Origin of the sequence: Streptomyces longispororuber, assembly GCF_024448165.1 — a bacterium.
GTDB lineage: Bacteria > Actinomycetota > Actinomycetes > Streptomycetales > Streptomycetaceae > Streptomyces > Streptomyces longispororuber_A.
In genome coordinates, this window is record NZ_JAMOLN010000031.1 from 45,333 (window position 1) to 63,368 (window position 18,036).

Annotated in this window: 17 protein-coding genes; 13 read left to right on the forward strand and 4 right to left on the reverse strand. The window is 72.7% G+C overall.

What is annotated here, in order from left to right; all coding sequences use genetic code 11:
* Positions 1 to 10 precede the first annotated feature (10 nt).
* Complete coding sequence (locus tag M4J07_RS11845) at positions 11 to 775, forward strand: CbtA family protein (RefSeq protein ID WP_255970782.1); 765 nt, start codon at positions 11 to 13, stop codon at positions 773 to 775.
* Here M4J07_RS11845 and M4J07_RS11850 read toward each other — a convergent pair whose 3' ends face one another.
* Both M4J07_RS11850 and M4J07_RS11855 read right to left on the reverse strand, forming a co-directional pair.
* Positions 776 to 1,366, reverse strand: coding sequence for a histidine phosphatase family protein (locus M4J07_RS11850; protein WP_255970784.1), 591 nt, complete (start codon positions 1,364 to 1,366; stop codon positions 776 to 778).
* Positions 1,363 to 2,472, reverse strand: coding sequence for a PucR family transcriptional regulator (locus tag M4J07_RS11855; protein WP_255970786.1), 1,110 nt, complete (start codon positions 2,470 to 2,472; stop codon positions 1,363 to 1,365). The genes M4J07_RS11850 and M4J07_RS11855 overlap by 4 nt, the downstream gene beginning before the upstream one ends.
* Before the next feature lie 173 nt (positions 2,473 to 2,645).
* Here M4J07_RS11855 and M4J07_RS11860 point away from each other — a divergent pair, with 173 nt between their 5' ends.
* From M4J07_RS11860 to M4J07_RS11875, 4 genes are all read left to right on the forward strand, one after another.
* Entirely contained in the window at positions 2,646 to 4,565 is a 1,920-nt protein-coding gene (locus M4J07_RS11860) for a potassium channel family protein (RefSeq protein ID WP_255970815.1), read from the forward strand.
* Between the two features lie 102 nt (positions 4,566 to 4,667).
* Positions 4,668 to 5,183, forward strand: a complete 516-nt coding sequence (locus M4J07_RS11865) for a hypothetical protein (protein ID WP_255970788.1) — start codon at positions 4,668 to 4,670, stop codon at positions 5,181 to 5,183.
* A 115-nt stretch (positions 5,184 to 5,298) separates the two neighbouring features.
* Positions 5,299 to 6,747 carry a flotillin family protein gene (locus M4J07_RS11870; protein ID WP_255970790.1) on the forward strand — a complete coding sequence of 483 codons (1,449 nt, stop codon included), beginning with the start codon at positions 5,299 to 5,301 and terminating at the stop codon, positions 6,745 to 6,747.
* A 133-nt stretch (positions 6,748 to 6,880) separates the two neighbouring features.
* Positions 6,881 to 7,681, forward strand: a complete 801-nt coding sequence (locus M4J07_RS11875; RefSeq protein ID WP_255970792.1) for a thioesterase family protein — start codon at positions 6,881 to 6,883, stop codon at positions 7,679 to 7,681.
* Here M4J07_RS11875 and M4J07_RS11880 read toward each other — a convergent pair.
* Positions 7,653 to 8,933: an MFS transporter gene (locus tag M4J07_RS11880; RefSeq protein WP_255970794.1), complete on the reverse strand. Its 1,281-nt coding sequence runs from the start codon at positions 8,931 to 8,933 to the stop codon at positions 7,653 to 7,655. The genes M4J07_RS11875 and M4J07_RS11880 overlap by 29 nt on opposite strands.
* Positions 8,934 to 9,043: 110 nt before the next feature.
* Positions 9,044 to 9,553, reverse strand: coding sequence for a hypothetical protein (locus M4J07_RS11885; RefSeq protein WP_255970796.1), 510 nt, complete (start codon positions 9,551 to 9,553; stop codon positions 9,044 to 9,046).
* Between the two features lie 308 nt (positions 9,554 to 9,861).
* Here M4J07_RS11885 and M4J07_RS11890 point away from each other — a divergent pair, with 308 nt between their 5' ends.
* The 8 genes from M4J07_RS11890 to M4J07_RS11925 form a co-directional block, all read left to right on the forward strand.
* Positions 9,862 to 11,721: an APC family permease gene (locus tag M4J07_RS11890; protein WP_255970798.1), complete on the forward strand. Its 1,860-nt coding sequence runs from the start codon at positions 9,862 to 9,864 to the stop codon at positions 11,719 to 11,721.
* Between the two features lie 97 nt (positions 11,722 to 11,818).
* Positions 11,819 to 12,070, forward strand: coding sequence for a hypothetical protein (locus M4J07_RS11895; RefSeq protein WP_255970800.1), 252 nt, complete (start codon positions 11,819 to 11,821; stop codon positions 12,068 to 12,070).
* A complete protein-coding gene (kdpF, locus tag M4J07_RS11900; RefSeq protein ID WP_018533641.1) occupies positions 12,067 to 12,156 on the forward strand; it encodes a K(+)-transporting ATPase subunit F in 90 nt (29 codons plus the stop codon). Before M4J07_RS11895 ends, kdpF begins: the two co-directional genes overlap by 4 nt.
* Before the next feature lie 8 nt (positions 12,157 to 12,164).
* Positions 12,165 to 13,826 carry a potassium-transporting ATPase subunit KdpA gene (gene kdpA, locus M4J07_RS11905; RefSeq protein ID WP_255970807.1) on the forward strand — a complete coding sequence of 554 codons (1,662 nt, stop codon included), beginning with the start codon at positions 12,165 to 12,167 and terminating at the stop codon, positions 13,824 to 13,826.
* Positions 13,827 to 13,867: 41 nt separating this feature from the next.
* Complete coding sequence (gene kdpB, locus M4J07_RS11910) at positions 13,868 to 15,976, forward strand: potassium-transporting ATPase subunit KdpB (protein ID WP_374215025.1); 2,109 nt, start codon at positions 13,868 to 13,870, stop codon at positions 15,974 to 15,976.
* A gap of 4 nt (positions 15,977 to 15,980) precedes the next feature.
* Positions 15,981 to 16,634: a potassium-transporting ATPase subunit C gene (locus M4J07_RS11915; RefSeq protein ID WP_255970811.1), complete on the forward strand. Its 654-nt coding sequence runs from the start codon at positions 15,981 to 15,983 to the stop codon at positions 16,632 to 16,634.
* Entirely contained in the window at positions 16,634 to 17,326 is a 693-nt protein-coding gene (locus tag M4J07_RS11920) for a response regulator (RefSeq protein ID WP_255970813.1), read from the forward strand. The genes M4J07_RS11915 and M4J07_RS11920 overlap by 1 nt, the downstream gene beginning before the upstream one ends.
* Before the next feature lie 17 nt (positions 17,327 to 17,343).
* On the forward strand, positions 17,344 to 18,036 hold a 693-nt coding region (locus M4J07_RS11925), incomplete at its 3' end, for a histidine kinase (protein WP_445276299.1).

Genomic DNA, 18,036 nt, shown 5'->3' on the forward strand with positions numbered 1-18,036 from the left:
TCGCGCGCTCATGAACTCAACCACCGTACGCAACCTGCTCGTTCGGGGCATGCTCGCCGGCCTGGCGGCCGGCGTGCTCGCCCTGGTCATCGCCTACTGGCTCGGCGAGCCGAGCGTCGATGGCGCCATCGGCTTCGAGGAGGCCCACGCGGCCCACTCGCACGGCGGCGAGGAGGCCGAACTCGTCTCCCGGAGCCTGCAGTCCACAGCCGGCCTCGCCACCGGCATGCTCGTCTACGGCGTCGCCTTCGGCGGCATCGCCGCCCTCGCCTACTGCTTCGCCCTCGGCCGCGTCGGCCGTTTCGGCCCGCGAGCCACCGCGCTGCTGCTGTCCGGCTGCGCGCTGCTGGCCGTGTACGTCGTGCCGTACCTGAAGTACCCGGCCACTCCGCCCGCCGTCGGCAACCCCGACACCATCGGCAAGCGGACCACCCTCTACTTCCTGATGATCGTGCTCAGCGTGCTCCTCGCGACCGGCGCCACCGTCCTCGGCAAGCGGCTCGCCCCGCGGATCGGGACGTACTACGCCACGCTGGCCGGCGTGCTGGGCTTCGTCGTCGTGATGGGCGTCGCCTTCGCCGTCCTGCCCGTGGTCAACGACGTGCCCGAGCACTTCCCCGCCACCCTGCTGTGGCGCTTCCGGCTCTCCGCGCTGGCCATCCAGGTCACCCTGTGGAGCGGATTCGGCCTGATCTTCGGGGAGTTGGCCCAGCGCCTGCTCCAGCCGAAGCCGGCCGCGGTCCCGGCCGCACCGGCGGTACCGGCCGGCCGGTGATCAGTCCGACGGATCCGCGGGGCTGAGCGGTCCTCCGAGGCGCACGTTCCAGCGTGCGCCCCGGCCGCTCAGCCCGGTGGCCGTCAGCGGTGCGACGTCGCAGCGCCAGAACGCCGACACGGGCGCGCCCAGCGCGTGCACCACGGCGGCGCGCACCACCTCGGGCTCCACGACGGCGACCACCTGCGCGTCGTCCGCCAGCGCGTCGAGCCACCACGCCACCCGGGCGCACACACCGGCCACCGACTCCCCGCCACCGGGCGCGAACTCCGGATCGTCGAGCCACCGCGCGACGTCCAGCGGCTCGGCCCCGGTCACCTCCGCGAGCGTCCTGCCCCGCCAGCGCCCCATGTCCTGGGCGGCCAGCCCGTCCGGCGCGGCCGACGCGTCGAGACCGAGGGCCTCGGCGGTCTCGCGGCAGCGCCTGCTGCCCGACGTGACGGCCAGCGCGCCCACGCCCGTCACCAGCGCTCCGGCCGCCGCCCGCGCGGCGGCCCGCCCCGACGCGTCGAGCGCGGCTCCGTCGTCGAAGCGCGCCTGGCGCAGCGTGGCGTTCATGGCGGGGGAGACGAACAGGACGCGTCGGGTCACGAAGGACTCCTCGGGGACGGGGACGGGGACGGGGCCGGCGGGTGGACGGGTGCCGGGCCCGGCCAGTCGAGGAGGCGGGCGCCGATCACCGCGGTCTGCAGCGCGTAGCGGTGCACCGGGTCGGCCGGGTCGGCGCCGGTGAGCTGGTGGATGCGGGCCAGGCGGTAGGTGAACGCGCGCACGCTCAGGGCCAGCCGGCGGGCGGCCTCGGCGGACACGCAGCCGGAGTCGAAGTAGGCCGTGAGTGTGTCGAGCAGTGGCTGCGCCCCGCCCCGCGCCCCGCGCAGCGGGCCGAGCGTGTGCTGGACGAGGTCGGCCATCGCCTGCCGGTCGCGGGTCAGCACCGGGTAGACGAGCAGGTCGGCGGCGCGCAGCAGCGGGGCGTCCAGATCGAGGCGGGCGGCCAGGTCCAGCGCGTTGAGCGCCTCCTCGTACGACTGGACGACGCCGCCGGGGCCCGACTGCGGGCGGCCGACGGCGACCTGGCCGCCCTCGCCCGCCGCGCACGCCTGCTCGGCGAAGTAGGCGAGGACCTCCTGCTGGTCGCCGGGGGCGATGCAGACCAGCCGGCCGTCCTTGGCGGTCAGCAGGATGTGCCGGTTGCCGAAGCGGGTGATCACCGCCCGCTCGACCTCGCGGGGGACCGCGCCGCCCTCCTCGTACGCGACCGGGCCGCGGGCCACCGCGACGGCGTGCCCGGACGACAGCCGCAGCCCGAACCGCTCGGCGCGCTCGGCGAGTTGGCCCAGGTCGCTGCGGCCGTAGAGCAGATCGTCGATGAAGTCGCGGCGGGCCGCCTCCTCCTGCCGCATGGTGAGCCGCTGCGCCCGCTCGTAGCCCTCGGCGAACGCGTCGAGCGCCTGGGCGCCGACCGTGACGACGCCGTCGAGCCCGGCGCGGGCGCCGACCGTGTCCGTGCGCAGCTGCGCCAGGTGCGCGGCCACCAGATCGCGCAGGCCGAGCCCCTTCTCCGCGGCCCGCTCGCCCAGCGCGCGGCGCCCGTCGAGCTCGTCCCGGGTCAGCCGCCGGCCGGTGGCCGAGGCGTCCGCCACCACCCGGGCGTACCCGTCCAGGAACTCCGCGGGGACGTCCTGCTGCGGCGCCATCTCCACTCCTGTCGTCGTCCTGGTCCTGACGTCGTCTGCCGTCGTCCAGCCGTCGTCCAGCCGTCGTCCTGACGTCTTCTTAGCCGATGCGCCACGGGCGGCCACCGGCGGGGGGCACCATGATCCCTGTGTCGTTACCTCATCAGCCCCAGCGGCCCTCCCTGCCCGGCCACATGATCGTCTGTGGCGACGACGCGCTCGCCGAGCGGCTGGCCGCCGAACTGCGCGACCTGTACCGCTCGCAGGTCACCATCGTCGTCCCGGCCGCGGGCACCGCCGCCGAGCCCGAGCCCGCCGTGACCGGCCGGCTGCGCGCGGCGGCGCTGCTCGGCCGGGTGCAGGCCGCGATGAACCGGGCCGTGCCCGCCGCCGACGACTCGCTGCCCGGCCAGGCGCCGCGCGTCATGGAGGCGCCGGTGCTCGACGAGGACGCGCTGCTGGAGGCGGGTGTGCTGCGCGCGGACGCGCTGGCGCTCGTGCACGACGACGACGAGACGAACATCCGTGCCGCCCTGGCCGCCCGGCGCCTCAACCCCCGGCTGCGCCTGGTGATCCGGCTCTACGACCGCCGCCTCGGCCAGCACCTCGCCCAACTCCTCGACCAGGCCGCGGTGCTGGCGCAGCCCGGACTCGACCCGGACGCCCTGGACACCTCCACGACCGTCCTGTCGGACGCCGACACCGCCGCGCCCGCCCTCGCCGCGACCGCCGTGGCCGGGACGAGCAAGGTGGTCCAGGCCGACGGACTGCTGCTGCGCGCCGTGGAGCGCCACCCGCCCGGCCACGGCGAGGTCGCCGACCCCGGGATCTGCACGCTCGCGCTGCTGTCGTCCACCACCAACGACCCGGCGGGGGCGGAGGGTTCGGACGCGTCGGGGCGGGACGGGCCGCTGCTGCTGCCCGACGACCGGACCGTCGCCGCCTCCACCGGGCGCGGCACCGTCGTCCTCGACACCGTGACCCCGGCGGGTCCCGTGCTGCCGCCGCGCCGGCTGTCGGGGCGGGCGCTGCCGTTCGGCTCGCTCTTCTCCCGGCGGCTGCGCTGGTCGCTCGCCGGTCTGGTGATCTGCGTCCTCGGCCTGGCCCTCGCCACCTGGGCCACCACCGAGAACCATCCGCTGCGCGCCGGCTATCTCACCCTCCTCGACCTGTTCGCCATCGACGACCCCGCGATCGGCGAGCCGGCCGCCCGGCAGATCCTCCAACTGCTCACCGGCCTGGCCGGGTTGCTGCTGCTGCCGGTGCTGCTGGCCGCCGTCCTGGAGGCGCTCGGCACGTTCCGCACCGCGTCCGCGCTGCGCCGCCCGCCGCGCGGCCTGTCCGGTCACGTGGTGCTGCTCGGCCTCGGCAAGGTGGGCACCCGCGTCCTGGCCCGCCTGCACGAACTGGGCATCCCCGTGGTGTGCGTGGAGGAGAACCCCGACGCCCGCGGCATCCCGCTCGCCCGCAGGCTGCGCGTGCCGACCGTCCTCGGCGACGTACGCGACGAAGGCGTCCTGGAGGCCACGAAAGTCCACCGCGCGCACGCCCTGCTCGCCCTCACCAGCCACGACACCACCAACCTCGAAGCCGTCCTGTACGCCCGCTCCGTCAAGGCCGACCTGCGGGTCTCGCTGCGGCTGTACGACGACGCGTTCGCCACCGCCGTCTACCGCACGCTGCGCTCCGCCCACCCCCGCGCCCTGACCCGCAGCCGCAGCGTCACCTCGCTCGCCGCGCCCGCCTTCGCCGGGGCGATGATGGGCCGCCGGGTGCTGGGCGCCGTCCCCGTCGAGCGCCGGGTGCTGCTGTTCGCGGCCTTCGACGTCGCCGGGCAGCCGCAGCTGGAGGGGCGCACCGTCGCCGAATCGTTCCGGCCCGGGGCGTGGCGGGTGCTGGCCATCGACTCCACCGCGCCGCACGAACGGCGGCCCGACCTCACCGCCGCCCCCGACGAGGAGCGCACCACGGCGGCGCCGACCGGTCTCGTCTGGCGGCTGCACCCCGGCTACGTGCTGCGCCCCACCGACCGGGTCGTCGTCGCCGCCACCCGGCAGGGCCTGGCCGAACTGCTCGGACACCGGCCGGGGACCCGGGACGCGGCCAGGCATTAAGAACGCGTAAAGATTGCCGGAAACCGGCAGTTCGCCCGGCCCGTCGATCGTGACAGCATCGCGGCAGGCACACGACAAAGCGCTGGCAGGGGGGTCGACGACATGACCTGGTTTCTCGGTCTCGGCATCGTCGGCGTGGTCCTGCTCGTGCTGTCACTGGTGCTCGACGGGGTCCTGGAAGGGCTCTTCGACGGGTCCGGCGTCCTCGACGGACTCTTCGACGGACTGCTCTCGCTGCCGGTGATCGCGGGCTTCCTGTCGATGCTCGGCTTCGGCGGCGCGATCGTCCTCGGCACCACCGGACTCGGCGCCGCGCCCGCCACCCTCGTCGGGGCCGGGGCGGGCGTCGCCACCGGCTGGCTGACCTGGAAGGCGACCCGCGCCCTGATGCGGGACGACACGGCCGGCACCCCGCGCGGCGACGACCTCGTCGGCACCGCGGGCACCGTCGTCACGGCCGTGCCGGCCGACGGGTACGGCGAGGTGCTGCTCCGACTGGCGGGCCAGCCCGCGAAGTTCGCGGCCAGGAGTCAGGTCGCCGTCGCCCGCGGCACCGAGGTGTGGGTGACCGGCCTGCTCTCGGCGACCTCGGTCGAGGTCCGCCCCGTCGAGCGCTGACCGCTGACCGCACCCGCGCTCCACCCGTGTGCCCATCGCCCATGATCCGGGCGGCCCCGGCCGTCCGCTCCGTCCAACGACTGCCGTCTCCCGGGAGGCAGAGGGGGAACCCACCATGAGCCCTGTCACCATCGCCGTCGCCGGAGTTGTCGTACTCCTGGTCCTGCTGGCGCTCGTCGTCGTCACCCGGTACAAGGTCGCCGGGCCCAGCGAGGCATTCATCGTCACCGGCCGCCGGGGCAAGAAGTCCACCGACCCCGAGACCGGCCGGGTCTTCACCGACAACAGCGGCCAGAAGGTCGTGGTCGGCGGCGGCGTCTTCGTCGTCCCGTTCGTCCAGCAGAAGTTCACCCTCGACCTCTCCTCGCGGCACATCCCGGTCGCGGTGCGCGGCGCCGTCACCCTGCGCGGGGTGAAGGCGCACCTGGAGGGCGTCGCCATCGTCAAGGTCGGCGGCACCGAGGACTCGATCCGCGCCGCCGCGCAGCGCTTCCTGATGCAGCAGGACGGCATCGTCGGCTTCACCCAGGAAGTGCTCTCCGGCGCGCTCCGCTCGATCGTGGGCCGGATGTCCGTGGAGGACGTCATCCGTGACCGGGCCGCGTTCGCCGGACAGGTCGCCGAGGAGGCCGAGGCGTCGCTGTCCGGGCAGGGACTCGTCCTCGACGCCTTCCAGATCCAGGACATCACCACCGAGGGCTCCTACCTGGAGGACCTGGGGCGGCCCGAGGCGGCCCGCGCCCGGCAGGAGGCCGACATCGCCGAGGCCGTCGCGCGCCGCGCCTCCGAGCAGGCACGCCTGAAGGCCGAGGAGGAGATCGCGATCGCGCAGCGCACCTTCGCGCTGAAGCAGGCCGAGATCAAGGCCGAGACCGACCGGGCCGCCGCGCAGGCGAACGCGGCGGGACCGCTCGCCGAGGCCGCCCGCCGCCAGGAGGTGCTGTCCGAGCAGGAGAAGGTCGCCGAGCGCCAAGCCGCCCTGACCGACCGGGAGCTGGACACCCAGGTCCGCAAGCCCGCCGACGCCGCCCGCTACCAGGCCGAGCAGGAGGCGGAGGCCCGCCGGATCGGCCTGGTCAAGCAGGCCGAGGCGGACGCCGAGCGGGCCCGCCTCACCGGTGAGGGCGAGAAGGCGCAGCGCGCCGCGCTCGCCGACGCCGTACGCCTGGAGGGCGAGGCGGAGGCCGCCGCGATCGGCGCGAAGGGCGCCGCGGAGGCCGAGGCCATGCAGAAGAAGGCCGACGCGTTCGCGCAGTACGGCGACGCGGCTGTGCTGCAGATGCTCGTCGAGGTGCTGCCGCAGGTCGTCGCCAAGGCGTCCGAGCCGCTGGCCGCCGTCGACAAGATGACGGTGATCTCCACGGACGGCGCGAGCCGGCTGACGCGTACGGTCGCCGACAACGTGGCCCAGGGCGTGGAACTCCTCAACTCCACGGCCGGCGTCGACCTCGCGGGCCTGCTGAAGAACATCACCGCGGGCGGCAAGGGCCTCGTGCCCGCCCCGACGGGCACCACTCCGGCCGGTGCCGCCCCGGCCGACGGGCGGATCGAGATCAGCGACTGACAGCACCGCACCCAGGCACACCCACGGCCCCGGCCCCCTGGCCGGGGCCGTCGCCGTCCGGCCCTCGGATACGTTGGTCACCGGCCCACCAGCAGCGTTGGTCGTCGGCCCACCAGCGAAGGGGAAGCACCACTTGTCCACCGGCAGTTACTTCGAGCGCATCGACGCCCACCGCTACAAGCCCACCGCGCACGCGGGCGGCGCCTGGGCCACCGACGAGATCCACTTCAGCCCGCTCGGCGGCCTCGTCGTGCACGCGATCGACCGGCACCTCGCCGAGCGCCCGGTGACCGGCGGGCCGGCCGCCGCGCTCTCCCGGATCAGTTTCGACATCCTCGGGCGGCTCGCCCTCGACGAGTGCGAGATCCGGGTGGAGACCCTCCGGCCCGGCCGCACCATCGAACTCGTCGAAGCCGTCGTCCGGATAGCCGGAAGGGCCGTGGTCCGGGCCCGCGCCTGGCTGCTCGCCTCCGGGGACACCACCGACGTCGCCGGTGGCGCCCCCGAACCGCTCACCGCGCCCGACGGGCTCGACCCGTGGCCGATGGCCGAGCACTGGCCCGGCGGATACATCGCCTCGATCGACGTGCGCCCCGTCGCCCCGCCGACGCCGGGCCGCACGACCGCGTGGATCTCCACCCCGCTGGACCTCGTCGCCGGCGAGCCGAGCAGTCCGCTCGCGTCGTTCGTCGCACTCGTCGACACCGCCAACGGCATCGCGGTCCGCCAGTCGCCGGCCGAGTGGATGTTCCCCAACGTCGACCTCACCGTGCACCTCCACCGGCAGCCGCGCGGCAGCTGGACGGGGCTCGACACCACGGTGACGTTCGGGCCCGCCGGGCACGGGGTCACCAGCACGGTGCTGCACGACACGGACGGGGCCGTCGGACACGCCCAGCAGATCCTCACGGTGCGGCCCCAGCCGGGGAACTAGGGCCTGTCTCCCGCGTGCCCCGCGGCGGGTCGTCCGCGCTCCGTGCCGGGCGCGCCCGCCGCTGCCGCAGCACCCGCGCCACGAACACCACGGCGACGGCGATCGCCGCACCGTGCGCCGCGCCGACCACCGACAGCGGCGAGAAGGCGTCGAGGGCGGCCGCGACCACGATCATGCCGACGCCGAAGCCGAGGTTCTCGACGGTCGCCGAGAGCCCGAAGGCGTGGGTGCGCAGACCGGCCGGGAGCGTCTGCAGGTGCGAGCTGTACGACACCTCGGTGACGCCGTCGGCCGCACCCGCCAGCAGCGCCACGGACACGGTCACCGGCCACGGGAGACCGGCGAACGCCAGGACGAAGGCCGCCGACATCATGATGGTGCCGAGACCGAACCCGAGCGCCCCCACCGACCGCCCCGACCGCTTCACGTACCGCTGGAGCACCTGCTGCACCAGCACGTTGCCCAGCGCCCACGTGCACCAGAAGACGCTGACGAACACCGCGGGCCGGCCGGCGTCCAGCTGCGTCGAGTACACCGGCAGCGCCGCGTTGTGCGAGGACGAGCCGAGGGCGTCGACCCCGCGCAGGGCGACCATGAGCGCGACGACCGGGGCGGCACCGAGCGCGACCAGGGCCCCCGGCGCGCGCCGCCCGCGGGAATCGCCCGCCGGGTCCTCCCCGCCGTCCCGCTCCCCGCGCATCGCCGGCGGCAGCAGCGCCACCGCGGCCGCGCACACCAGGAAGGTCGCCATGTCGACGAGGAACGCCGCGGTGTAGCCGAGCAGCGAGACGACGACGCCCGACGACGCGAACCCGACGACCATCGCCGCCGAACGGCCGCTCACCATCAGGGAGTTGGCCCAGGTGTGGCGCCCCTCGTCCACCATGTCGGGGATCGAGCTGCGGAACGCGACCAGGAAGAACGTGCCGGACGCGCCGGCCACCGCGGAGACGAGGAACAGCGCCGCCGTGCGGAGCCCGTCGGGCGCGCACACGAGCAGCAGCAGCGCGCCGGCCTGCACCACGTTGGCCCACAGCATCACGGGCTTCGCCGCCCACCGGGACAGCAGTGCGGCGGCGCCGAGCCCCGCGAGGAACCCGGCCGCGAGCCGCACGGCCATGAAGACGCCGACCGCGAGGGCCCGGTCCGTGACCGCGTACACGTACAGGTTCAGCGCGACGAGGTTCAGGTACGTGCCGTAGGACGAGATCGCGTAACCGGTCACCAGGAGGCGGTACCGGCGTTCCTTCATGGGCGGTCCCTCCGCGAACGGGTGCATGGGGCACGGACGTTCCAGACCCTAGGCGGCCGGAGCGGCCCCCGCAGCAAGGTCGTCGATCTCGTCCGGCACCCCCCGCGTCGTCAGCGCAGCCCCGACACCTGGAACACGGTCCGCGCCAGCTCCCCGTCGACCTGCCGCGCGAGCCGCCGCAGCGCTGTCCCGCCGCACAGCAGCAGCCCGCGCTCCACGGACACCCGGGCCGCCTCGTCCAGCAGCCGCCACAACGGGGGATTGGCCACCAGGACCGCCGGATCGATCTCGACCCGGCCGCCCAGATCGTCCCTGAGCACCAGCCGGTGGGCGACCCCGTCCACGCAGCGCACCGCCACGAGCCGGTCGGTCCGCACGCTGCGCTCCCGCCACAGCCCCCGCGCGGTGAGCCGGTCCGCCGTCGCGCCGACCCGCGCGGGCAGCAGCACGAGCCCGAGCGCGGCCCCGAGCCCCGCCCACGACACGACCCGCCACGGCGCGAGTTGACCGGTGAGCGCGTCGATCCCGAGCAGCAGCGCGAACAGCACGGCCGCGTACAGCACGGCACTGCGCGCCTCGCCGGCCCAGCGTTCGTCCCGGGCGCAGAAGGTGTCTGGCATGGCGCCGACGGTAGGCAGGCCGCCGGCGCGCGTCCGTGTTCTTGACGCGGCCGGAACGGAACTCCGCACGGCTTCTTGACGGGCCGCGCTCCCGGCCGCCGTCAACAACCCGTCAGGGTCGGCCGCTTCGCCGCGAAGAACGCGCTAGGAGCGGCGGCCCCGGCCGGGCGCAGACCCCAGCCTGAGCAGGCCGGTTCGTTCCCGTGCCCCCTGCGTCACGAAGGGGCGGGGACCGTGCGACCGGCCACGACGGACCGTCGCCCGCCCCCGGGCGACCGGCCACCACCCACGGCGAGAAGGCCACCCACATGACCACCCGGACCACGCGACCAGGCCCCGGCCACACTTCCGGCCCCACCACCGAGGAACCCCCCGACCCCCGCGACGCCCAGGCCGAGAAGCACCGCCTCACCACCCTCACGGGCCTCGCCGCGCTCTCCCTGGACGCGATGGCGTCGGTGGCCTACGGACCGGAGGCCATCGTGCTGGTCCTGGCCGCCGCCGGCGGCCACGGCCTGGGCTTCACCCTCCCGGTCACCCTCGCCATCGCCGCACTCCTGGCCGTACTCGTCGCCTCCTACCGGCAGGTCATCGCCGCGTTCCCGGACGGCGGCGGCTCCTACGCCGTGGCGAAGAGACACCTGGGCCCCCGCACCAGCCTCGTGGCGGCGGCGTCCCTCGTCCTCGACTACGTCCTGAACGTCGCCGTCGCGGTCACCGCGGGCGTCGCCGCCCTCACCTCCGCCTTCCCGGGGCTTTACGGCGACCGGCTGCTGATCTGCCTCGCCGTCCTCGTCGTCATCACCGGCGTGAACCTGCGCGGCATCGTCGACTCGGCCCGCGCCTTCATCGTGCCGACGGCCGTCTTCGTCGCCTCGATCCTGATCCTCATCGCCGTCGGCCTGTTCCGCGACGCGCCCGTCTCCACGGCCGCCGCCGCGGGCCACGCCTCCGCCCTCGCGGACGACGCCACCACCGTCGGCGCGCTGCTCCTGCTCAAGGCGTTCGCCTCCGGCTGCTCCGCGCTCACCGGCGTCGAGGCCATCGCCAACGCCGTGCCGTCCTTCCGCGCCCCGCGCGCCCGCCGCGCCCAGCGCGCCGAGGTCGCCCTCGGCGCCGTCCTCGGCGTGATGCTGATCGGCCTGAGCGTGCTGATCTCCCGGTTCCACCTCCAGCCGGTCGAGGGCGTCACCGTCCTCGCCCAGCTCGCCGACGCCTCCCTCGGCCACAACTGGGCCTTCTACGTCGTGCAGTTCGCGACGATGATCCTGCTGGCGCTCTCCGCGAACACGTCCTTCGGCGGCCTCCCGGTCCTGCTCAAGCTGCTCGCCCGGGACAACTACCTGCCGCACGTCTTCGCCCTCAAGGCCGACCGCCAGGTCCACCGGTACGGTGTCCTCACCCTCGCCGGGATCTCCGCCGCCCTGCTCGTGTTCTCCGGCGGCGACACCAACACCCTCGTACCGCTCTTCGCCATCGGCGTCTTCATCGGCTTCACCATCGCCCAGGTCGGCATGGTGATCCACTGGCGCGGAGTGCCGGGATCACTGGGCAAGACGCTCCTGAACGGGCTCGGCGCCCTGCTCACCGGTGTCTCCGCGATCGTCGTCACCGCCACCAAGTTCCACGACGGCGCCTGGCTGATCGTGGTCGCGCTGCCCCTGCTCGTCCTCGCGTTCCAGGCCGTGCACCGCGCGTACGCCCGGATCGGCGAACGCCTCGGCCTCGGCCGCGTCCCGGACTGCCCGACCCACGCCAGGTCCCTGGTCGTCGTCCCCGTCTCCGGCATCTCCCGGCTCACCAGCGAGGCACTGACCGCAGCGATCTCCCTCGGCGACGAGGTGCGCGCCGTCACCGTCTGCCACTTCGACCCGGAGGACCGGGCGCAGACGGAGGCCCTGACCCGCGACTGGGCGCTGTGGAACCCCGGCGTCGACCTCGTCCACATCCCGTCCGAGCGGCGCACGATCGGCAGGCCCGTCGCCGCGTACGTGCGCGACGTGGCGGCCATGGAGCCCGGCACCCGGGTCACCGTCCTCATCCCGGAGGCCGAGCCGGGCCGCGCCTGGCAGCGCATCCTGCAGAACCAGCGCGGCGCCGTCGTCGCCCACGCGGTGCGCCGCGACACCGACGCGGTCATCTGCCGACTGCGGTTCCGGCTCACCTGACGTACCCGACGTAAGGGACGCGTCAAAGGCGCGTACGCCCCCGTATGGGAGCCGTCAAGGGGGATCGAAACCGGCCATGGCCGGGGGTTTCCTCAAGGTGTCAGTCCCCGTCAGTACTCGTCAGTACCCGCAGTACCCGCAGTACCCGCAGTACCCGCAGTACCCGCAGTACCCGCAGTACCCGCAGTACCCGCAGTACCCGCAGTACCCGCAGTACCCGCAGTACCCGCAGTTCCTATCCGAATCCTCATCCAGGGAGCTCACGATGGCCGACCTGGCCTTCGTCGTCACCACGATCGCGGTCTTCGCGCTGGTGGCACTCGTCGCCAAGGGGGTGACGAAGCTGTGACCGCCGAGAACATCGTCGGCCTCGTCGTGGCCGTCGCCCTGCTGGGCTATCTCGTCCTCGCCCTCATCTACCCGGAGAGGTTCTGAGCACAGATATGAGCCCCGTACTTGCCGGAGTGCTCCAGGTGCTCGCGCTGATCGCGGCGCTGGCACTGGCCTACCGTCCCCTCGGCGACTACATGGCCCGGGTCTACTCCTCCGAGAAGCACCTCCGGGTGGAGAAGTGGATCTACAAGGGCATCGGCGCGAACCCCAACGCGGAGATGCGCTGGACCGCCTACCTCCGCGGCGTCCTCGCCTTCTCCGCCGTGAGCGTCCTCTTCCTCTACCTGATGCAGCGGGTGCAGGGCAGCCTGCCCGGCTCGCTCGGCTTCCGGTCGATCGACCCCGACCAGGCCTTCAACACGGCCGCGTCCTTCGTCGCCAACACCAACTGGCAGTCGTACTACGGCGAACAGGCCATGGGCCACGTCGTGCAGACCGGCGGCCTCGCCGTGCAGAACTTCGTCTCGGCGGCGGTGGGGATCGCCGTGGCGGTCGCCCTCGTCCGCGGCTTCGCCCGCTCCCGCACCGGTGAGCTGGGCAACTTCTGGGCCGACCTGGTCCGCGGCACCGTCCGCATCCTGATCCCGATAGCCGTCGTCGGCGCGCTCGTCCTGGTCGCCTGCGGCGCGATCCAGAACTTCGCCGGCATCCACGAGGTCGGTCAGTTCACCGGCGGCACCCAGCAGTGGAACGGCGGCGCCGTCGCCTCCCAGGAGGCCATCAAGGAGCTGGGCACCAACGGCGGCGGCTACTTCAACGCCAACTCGGCCCACCCCTTCGAGAACCCCAACGCCTTCTCCAACCTCTTCGAGGTCTTCCTGATCCTCGTCATCCCGTTCGCGCTGACCCGCACGTTCGGCAAGATGGTCGGCTCGATCAAGCAGGGCTACGCGATCCTCGCCACGATGGCGACGATCTGGGTGGGCTTCATCGCGCTGATGATGTGGACCGAGTTCGCCCACCACGGCCCCGCGTTCGACCTCGCCGGCGGCGCCATGGAAGGCAAGGAGAACCGCTTCGGCATCGGCGGCACGTCGATCTTCGCGGTCTCCACGACCCTCACCTCGACCGGCGCGGTCGACGGGTTCCACTCCTCGCTCACCGGACTCGGCGGCGGCATCACGATGCTGGGCATGCAGCTCGGCGAGATCGCGCCCGGCGGCACCGGCTCCGGCCTCTACGGCATGCTGATCATGGCGATCATCGCGGTGTTCATCGCGGGTCTGATGGTCGGCCGCACGCCCGAGTACCTCGGCAAGAAGATCGGCACCCGCGAGATCAAGTTCGCGGCCTGCTACATCCTCATCACGCCGGCGCTCGTCCTCGTCTTCACGGCCCTCTCGATGGCCCTGCCGACGCCGAAGGACTCGATGCTCAACGGCGGCGCGCACGGATTCTCCGAGATCCTCTACGCGTTCACGTCCGGCGCCAACAACAACGGCAGCGCCTTCGCGGGGCTGAGCGCCGACACGAACTGGTTCAACACCACGATCGGCCTCGCGATGCTGCTCGGCCGGTTCCTGCCGATGGTGTTCGTGCTCGCGCTGGCCGGTTCGCTGGCCGAGCAGAAGCCGATCCCGGAGACCGCGGGCACCCTGCGGACCCAGAAGCCCCTGTTCACGGGCCTGTTGGTCGGCACGATCCTGATCATCACCGGCCTGACCTACTTCCCGGCGCTCGCGCTCGGCCCGCTCGCCGAGGGGCTGGCCTGATGAGTACCGACACCCAGAAGACGAAGAATTCAGAGGACGCCATGTCCACAGTCACACCCACCCGGGCGCCGCACCAGGACGTGCCGACCGGTCACAAGCCCGGCCAGGACGGCGAGGGCAAGGTCGGCGCGGGTCTCTTCGACCCGAAGCAGCTGATCAGGTCGCTGCCGGACGCCTGCCGCAAGCTCGACCCGCGCATCATGGTCAAGTCGCCCGTGATGTTCGTGGTGCTGATCGGCTCGGTCCTGACGACGGTGTTCTCCTTCAAGGACCCGTCCGACTGGTTCGGCTGGGTCATCAGCGCCTGGCTGTGGCTCACGGTGATCTTCGCCAACCTGGCGGAGGCCGTGGCCGAGGGCCGCGGCAAGGCCCAGGCCGACACCCTGCGCAAGGCCAAGACGGACACCGTCGCGCGCCGCATCGTGGGCGACCGCGAGGAGCAGGTCCCCGGTACGGAGCTGAAGGTCGGCGACCTCGTCGTCTGCGAGGCCGGCGACGTGATCCCCGGCGACGGCGACGTCGTCGAGGGCGTGGCCTCCGTCGACGAGTCGGCCATCACCGGCGAGTCGGCCCCGGTCATCCGCGAGTCCGGCGGCGACCGCTCGGCCGTCACCGGCGGTACCAAGGTGCTCTCCGACCGCATCGTCATCAAGATCACGACGAAGCCCGGCGAGACCTTCATCGACCGCATGATCAACCTGGTCGAGGGCGCTGCCCGGCAGAAGACGCCGAACGAGATCGCGCTCAACATCCTGCTCGCCTCGCTGACGATCGTCTTCCTGCTGGCCGTGGCCACGCTGCCGCCGTTCGCGGACTACGCGGGCAAGCACCTCAGCATGGTCGTGCTCGTCGCGCTCCTGGTGTGCCTCATCCCGACCACCATCGGCGCCCTGCTCTCCGCGATCGGCATCGCCGGCATGGACCGGCTCGTGCAGCGCAACGTGCTCGCCATGTCCGGACGGGCGGTCGAGGCGGCCGGCGACGTGTCGACGCTGCTGCTCGACAAGACCGGCACCATCACCCTCGGCAACCGCCAGGCCGCCGAGTTCGTGCCGGTGCGCGGGGTCACCGAGGCCCAGCTCGCCGACGCGGCCCAGCTCTCCTCGCTGTCCGACGAGACCCCCGAGGGCCGCTCCGTCGTCGTCCTCGCCAAGGAGAAGTACGGCCTGCGCGAGCGCCACCAGGGCGAGCTCGTCGGCGCCGAGTGGATCGAGTTCACCGCGCAGACCCGGATGTCCGGCGTCGACGTCGACGGCCGCAGGATCCGCAAGGGCGCCACGGGTTCCGTGATCGCCTGGGTCGAGCAGCAGGGCGGCGCCGTGGCCGCGGACGCCCGCGAGGTGACCGACCGGATCTCGCAGGCCGGCGGCACGCCGCTGCTCGTCGCGGTGGAGGACGCCCAGGGCGCCCGCGTGCTCGGCGTCGTCCACCTCAAGGACGTCGTCAAGGACGGCATGCGCGAGCGGTTCGACGAGCTGCGCCGCATGGGCATCAAGACCGTCATGATCACCGGCGACAACCCGCTGACGGCCAAGGCGATCGCCGAGGAGGCGGGCGTCGACGACTTCCTCGCGGAGGCCACCCCCGAGGACAAGATGGCCCTCATCAAGCGGGAGCAGGCGGGCGGCAAGCTCGTCGCGATGACCGGCGACGGCACCAACGACGCCCCGGCCCTGGCCCAGGCGGACGTCGGCGTCGCGATGAACACCGGCACGTCGGCCGCGAAGGAGGCCGGCAACATGGTCGACCTCGACTCGAACCCGACCAAGCTCATCGAGATCGTCGAGATCGGCAAGCAACTCCTCATCACCCGGGGCGCGTTGACGACGTTCTCCATCGCCAACGACGTCGCGAAGTACTTCGCGATCATCCCGGCGCTGTTCGCGGCGGTCTACCCGGGCCTCAAGACGCTGAACATCATGCAGCTGTCGAGCCCGGACTCCGCGATCCTGTCCGCGGTCATCTTCAACGCGCTCATCATCATCGCGCTGGTCCCGCTCGCCCTGAAGGGCGTCCAGTACCGGCCGGTCAGCGCCGACAAGCTGCTCCGCCGCAACCTCGGGATCTACGGTCTGGGCGGTCTGATCGCCCCCTTCGTCGGCATCAAGATCATCGACCTGCTCATCTCCCTCATCCCCGGAATCGGTTAAGGCCATGAACAACTCCGTAGGAAACACCGGCCGGTTGCTCTGGGCGGGCTTCCGGGCCCTGATCCTCCTCACCGTCGTCTGCGGCGTGCTCTACCCGCTCGCGGTGACCGGCGTCGCCCAGGTCGCCTTCCACGACAAGGCCAACGGCTCCGAGACCGAGAACGCCGACGGCAAGGTCGTCGGCTCCTCCCTCATCGGCCAGACGTACCTGACCAAGGACGGCAAGCCGGACCTCACGTGGTTCCAGCCGCGCCCCTCGAACGGCCTCGGCGAGAACAGCGTCAACACGCAGTACAAGCTGATCCTGTCCGGCGCCACCAACCTCGCGGGCGACAACCCCGAACTGGTCAAGCAGATCAAGCAGGCGCGGGCCGCCGTCATCAAGGACAACTCCACGGCGACGTACAAGGTCCGGCCGGCGAGCATCCCCGCCGACGCCGTCACCTCGTCGGGATCGGGTCTGGACCCGGCGATCTCCCCGGAGTACGCCGACCTCCAGGTCCACCGCGTCGCGGAGCGCAACCACCTCTCCGTCGCACAGGTCCAGAAGCTCGTCGACGGCCACAAGGACGGCCGGATCCTCGGATTCATGGGGGAACCGACGGTCAACGTGCTCGAACTCAACATCGCCCTCCAGCAGTTGACCACCAAGAGCTGATGACCCGGGTACTGGTGGTGGAGGACGACCCCCAGCTCGTCCGTGCCCTGGTCATCAACATGCAGGCCCGCAGGTTCGGGGTCGACGCGGCGCCGGACGGAGCCACCGCGCTCCGGCTGGCCGCCGCCCGCCGGCCCGACGTGGTCGTCCTCGACCTGGGCCTGCCCGACATGGACGGCGTCGACGTCATCCGGGCGCTGCGCGGCTGGACCCGCGTACCGATCATGGTGCTGTCCGCGCGGCGCGCCTCCGAGGAGAAGGTCGAGGCCCTCGACGCGGGGGCCGACGACTACGTGACCAAGCCGTTCAGCATGGACGAACTGCTCGCCCGGCTGCGGGCGGCGGTGCGCCGCACCGAGTCGGCGCCCGTCGCCCCGGACACCGTCGTCGTCACGACGGACGACTTCACCGTCGACCTCGTGGCGAAGAAGGCCGTCCGGGGCGGGCGGGACGTCCGGCTGACCCCGACGGAGTGGCACCTGCTGGAGATCCTGGTGGGCAACCCGGGCCGCCTGATCAGCCAGAAGCAGCTGCTGCACGAGGTCTGGGGGGCCTCGCAGAGCACCAAGACGAACTACCTCCGCGTCTACATGGCCCAGTTGCGCCGCAAGCTGGAGGCGGACCCCTCCCATCCGCGCTATCTGATCACCGAGCCCGGCATGGGCTACCGCTTCGAGAACCCAGGGCACTGAGGGGAACACACAGGCTGATGGCGCGCGGCAAGCTCAGGATCTATCTCGGCAGCGCACCGGGCGTCGGCAAGACGTACGCGATGCTCTCCGAGGCCCACCGCCGCGTCGAGCGCGGCACCGACTGCGTGGTCGCGTTCGTCGAGCACCACGACCGGCCGCGCACCGAGGTCATGCTGCACGGCCTCGAACAGGTCGAGCGGCAGCAACTCGACTACCGGGGAACGCAGTTCACCGAGATGGACGTGGCCGCGGTCCTCGCCCGCCGGCCACAGGTCGCCATGGTCGACGAACTGCCGCACACGAACGTGCCGGGCTCCCGCAACGCCAAGCGCTGGCAGGACGTCGAGGAGCTGCTCGCGGCGGGCATCGACGTCGTGTCCACGGTCAACATCCAGCACCTGGAGTCCCTCGGCGACGTCGTGGAGTCGATCACCGGGGTGCGCCAGCAGGAGACCGTGCCCGACGAGGTGGTGCGCAGGGCCGACCAGATCGAGCTGGTCGACATGTCGCCCCAGGCGCTGCGCCGCCGGATGGCCCACGGCAACATCTACAAGTCCGACAAGGTCGACGCGGCGCTCTCGAACTACTTCCGCCCCGGCAACCTCACCGCGCTGCGCGAACTGGCCCTGCTCTGGGTCGCCGACCGCGCCGACGAGTACCTCCAGGCGTACCGCAGCGAACACCGGGTCTCGAAGATCTGGGCCTCGCGT

Excerpts from the sequence above, each read along its gene's own strand:
- M4J07_RS11845 (WP_255970782.1), top strand. The coding sequence starts at position 11 with ATGAACTCAACCACCGTACGCAACCTGCTCGTTCGGGGCATGCTCGCC.
- M4J07_RS11855 (WP_255970786.1), bottom strand. The coding sequence starts at position 2,472 with ATGGCGCCGCAGCAGGACGTCCCCGCGGAGTTCCTGGACGGGTACGCC.
- M4J07_RS11860 (WP_255970815.1), top strand. The coding sequence starts at position 2,646 with ATGATCGTCTGTGGCGACGACGCGCTCGCCGAGCGGCTGGCCGCCGAA.
- M4J07_RS11865 (WP_255970788.1), top strand. The coding sequence starts at position 4,668 with ATGACCTGGTTTCTCGGTCTCGGCATCGTCGGCGTGGTCCTGCTCGTG.
- M4J07_RS11870 (WP_255970790.1), top strand. The coding sequence starts at position 5,299 with ATGAGCCCTGTCACCATCGCCGTCGCCGGAGTTGTCGTACTCCTGGTC.
- M4J07_RS11880 (WP_255970794.1), bottom strand. The coding sequence starts at position 8,933 with ATGAAGGAACGCCGGTACCGCCTCCTGGTGACCGGTTACGCGATCTCG.
- M4J07_RS11885 (WP_255970796.1), bottom strand. The coding sequence starts at position 9,553 with ATGCCAGACACCTTCTGCGCCCGGGACGAACGCTGGGCCGGCGAGGCG.
- M4J07_RS11890 (WP_255970798.1), top strand. The coding sequence starts at position 9,862 with ATGACCACCCGGACCACGCGACCAGGCCCCGGCCACACTTCCGGCCCC.
- kdpA (WP_255970807.1), top strand. The coding sequence starts at position 12,165 with ATGAGCCCCGTACTTGCCGGAGTGCTCCAGGTGCTCGCGCTGATCGCG.
- kdpB (WP_374215025.1), top strand. The coding sequence starts at position 13,868 with ATGTCCACAGTCACACCCACCCGGGCGCCGCACCAGGACGTGCCGACC.
- M4J07_RS11915 (WP_255970811.1), top strand. The coding sequence starts at position 15,981 with ATGAACAACTCCGTAGGAAACACCGGCCGGTTGCTCTGGGCGGGCTTC.
- M4J07_RS11920 (WP_255970813.1), top strand. The coding sequence starts at position 16,634 with ATGACCCGGGTACTGGTGGTGGAGGACGACCCCCAGCTCGTCCGTGCC.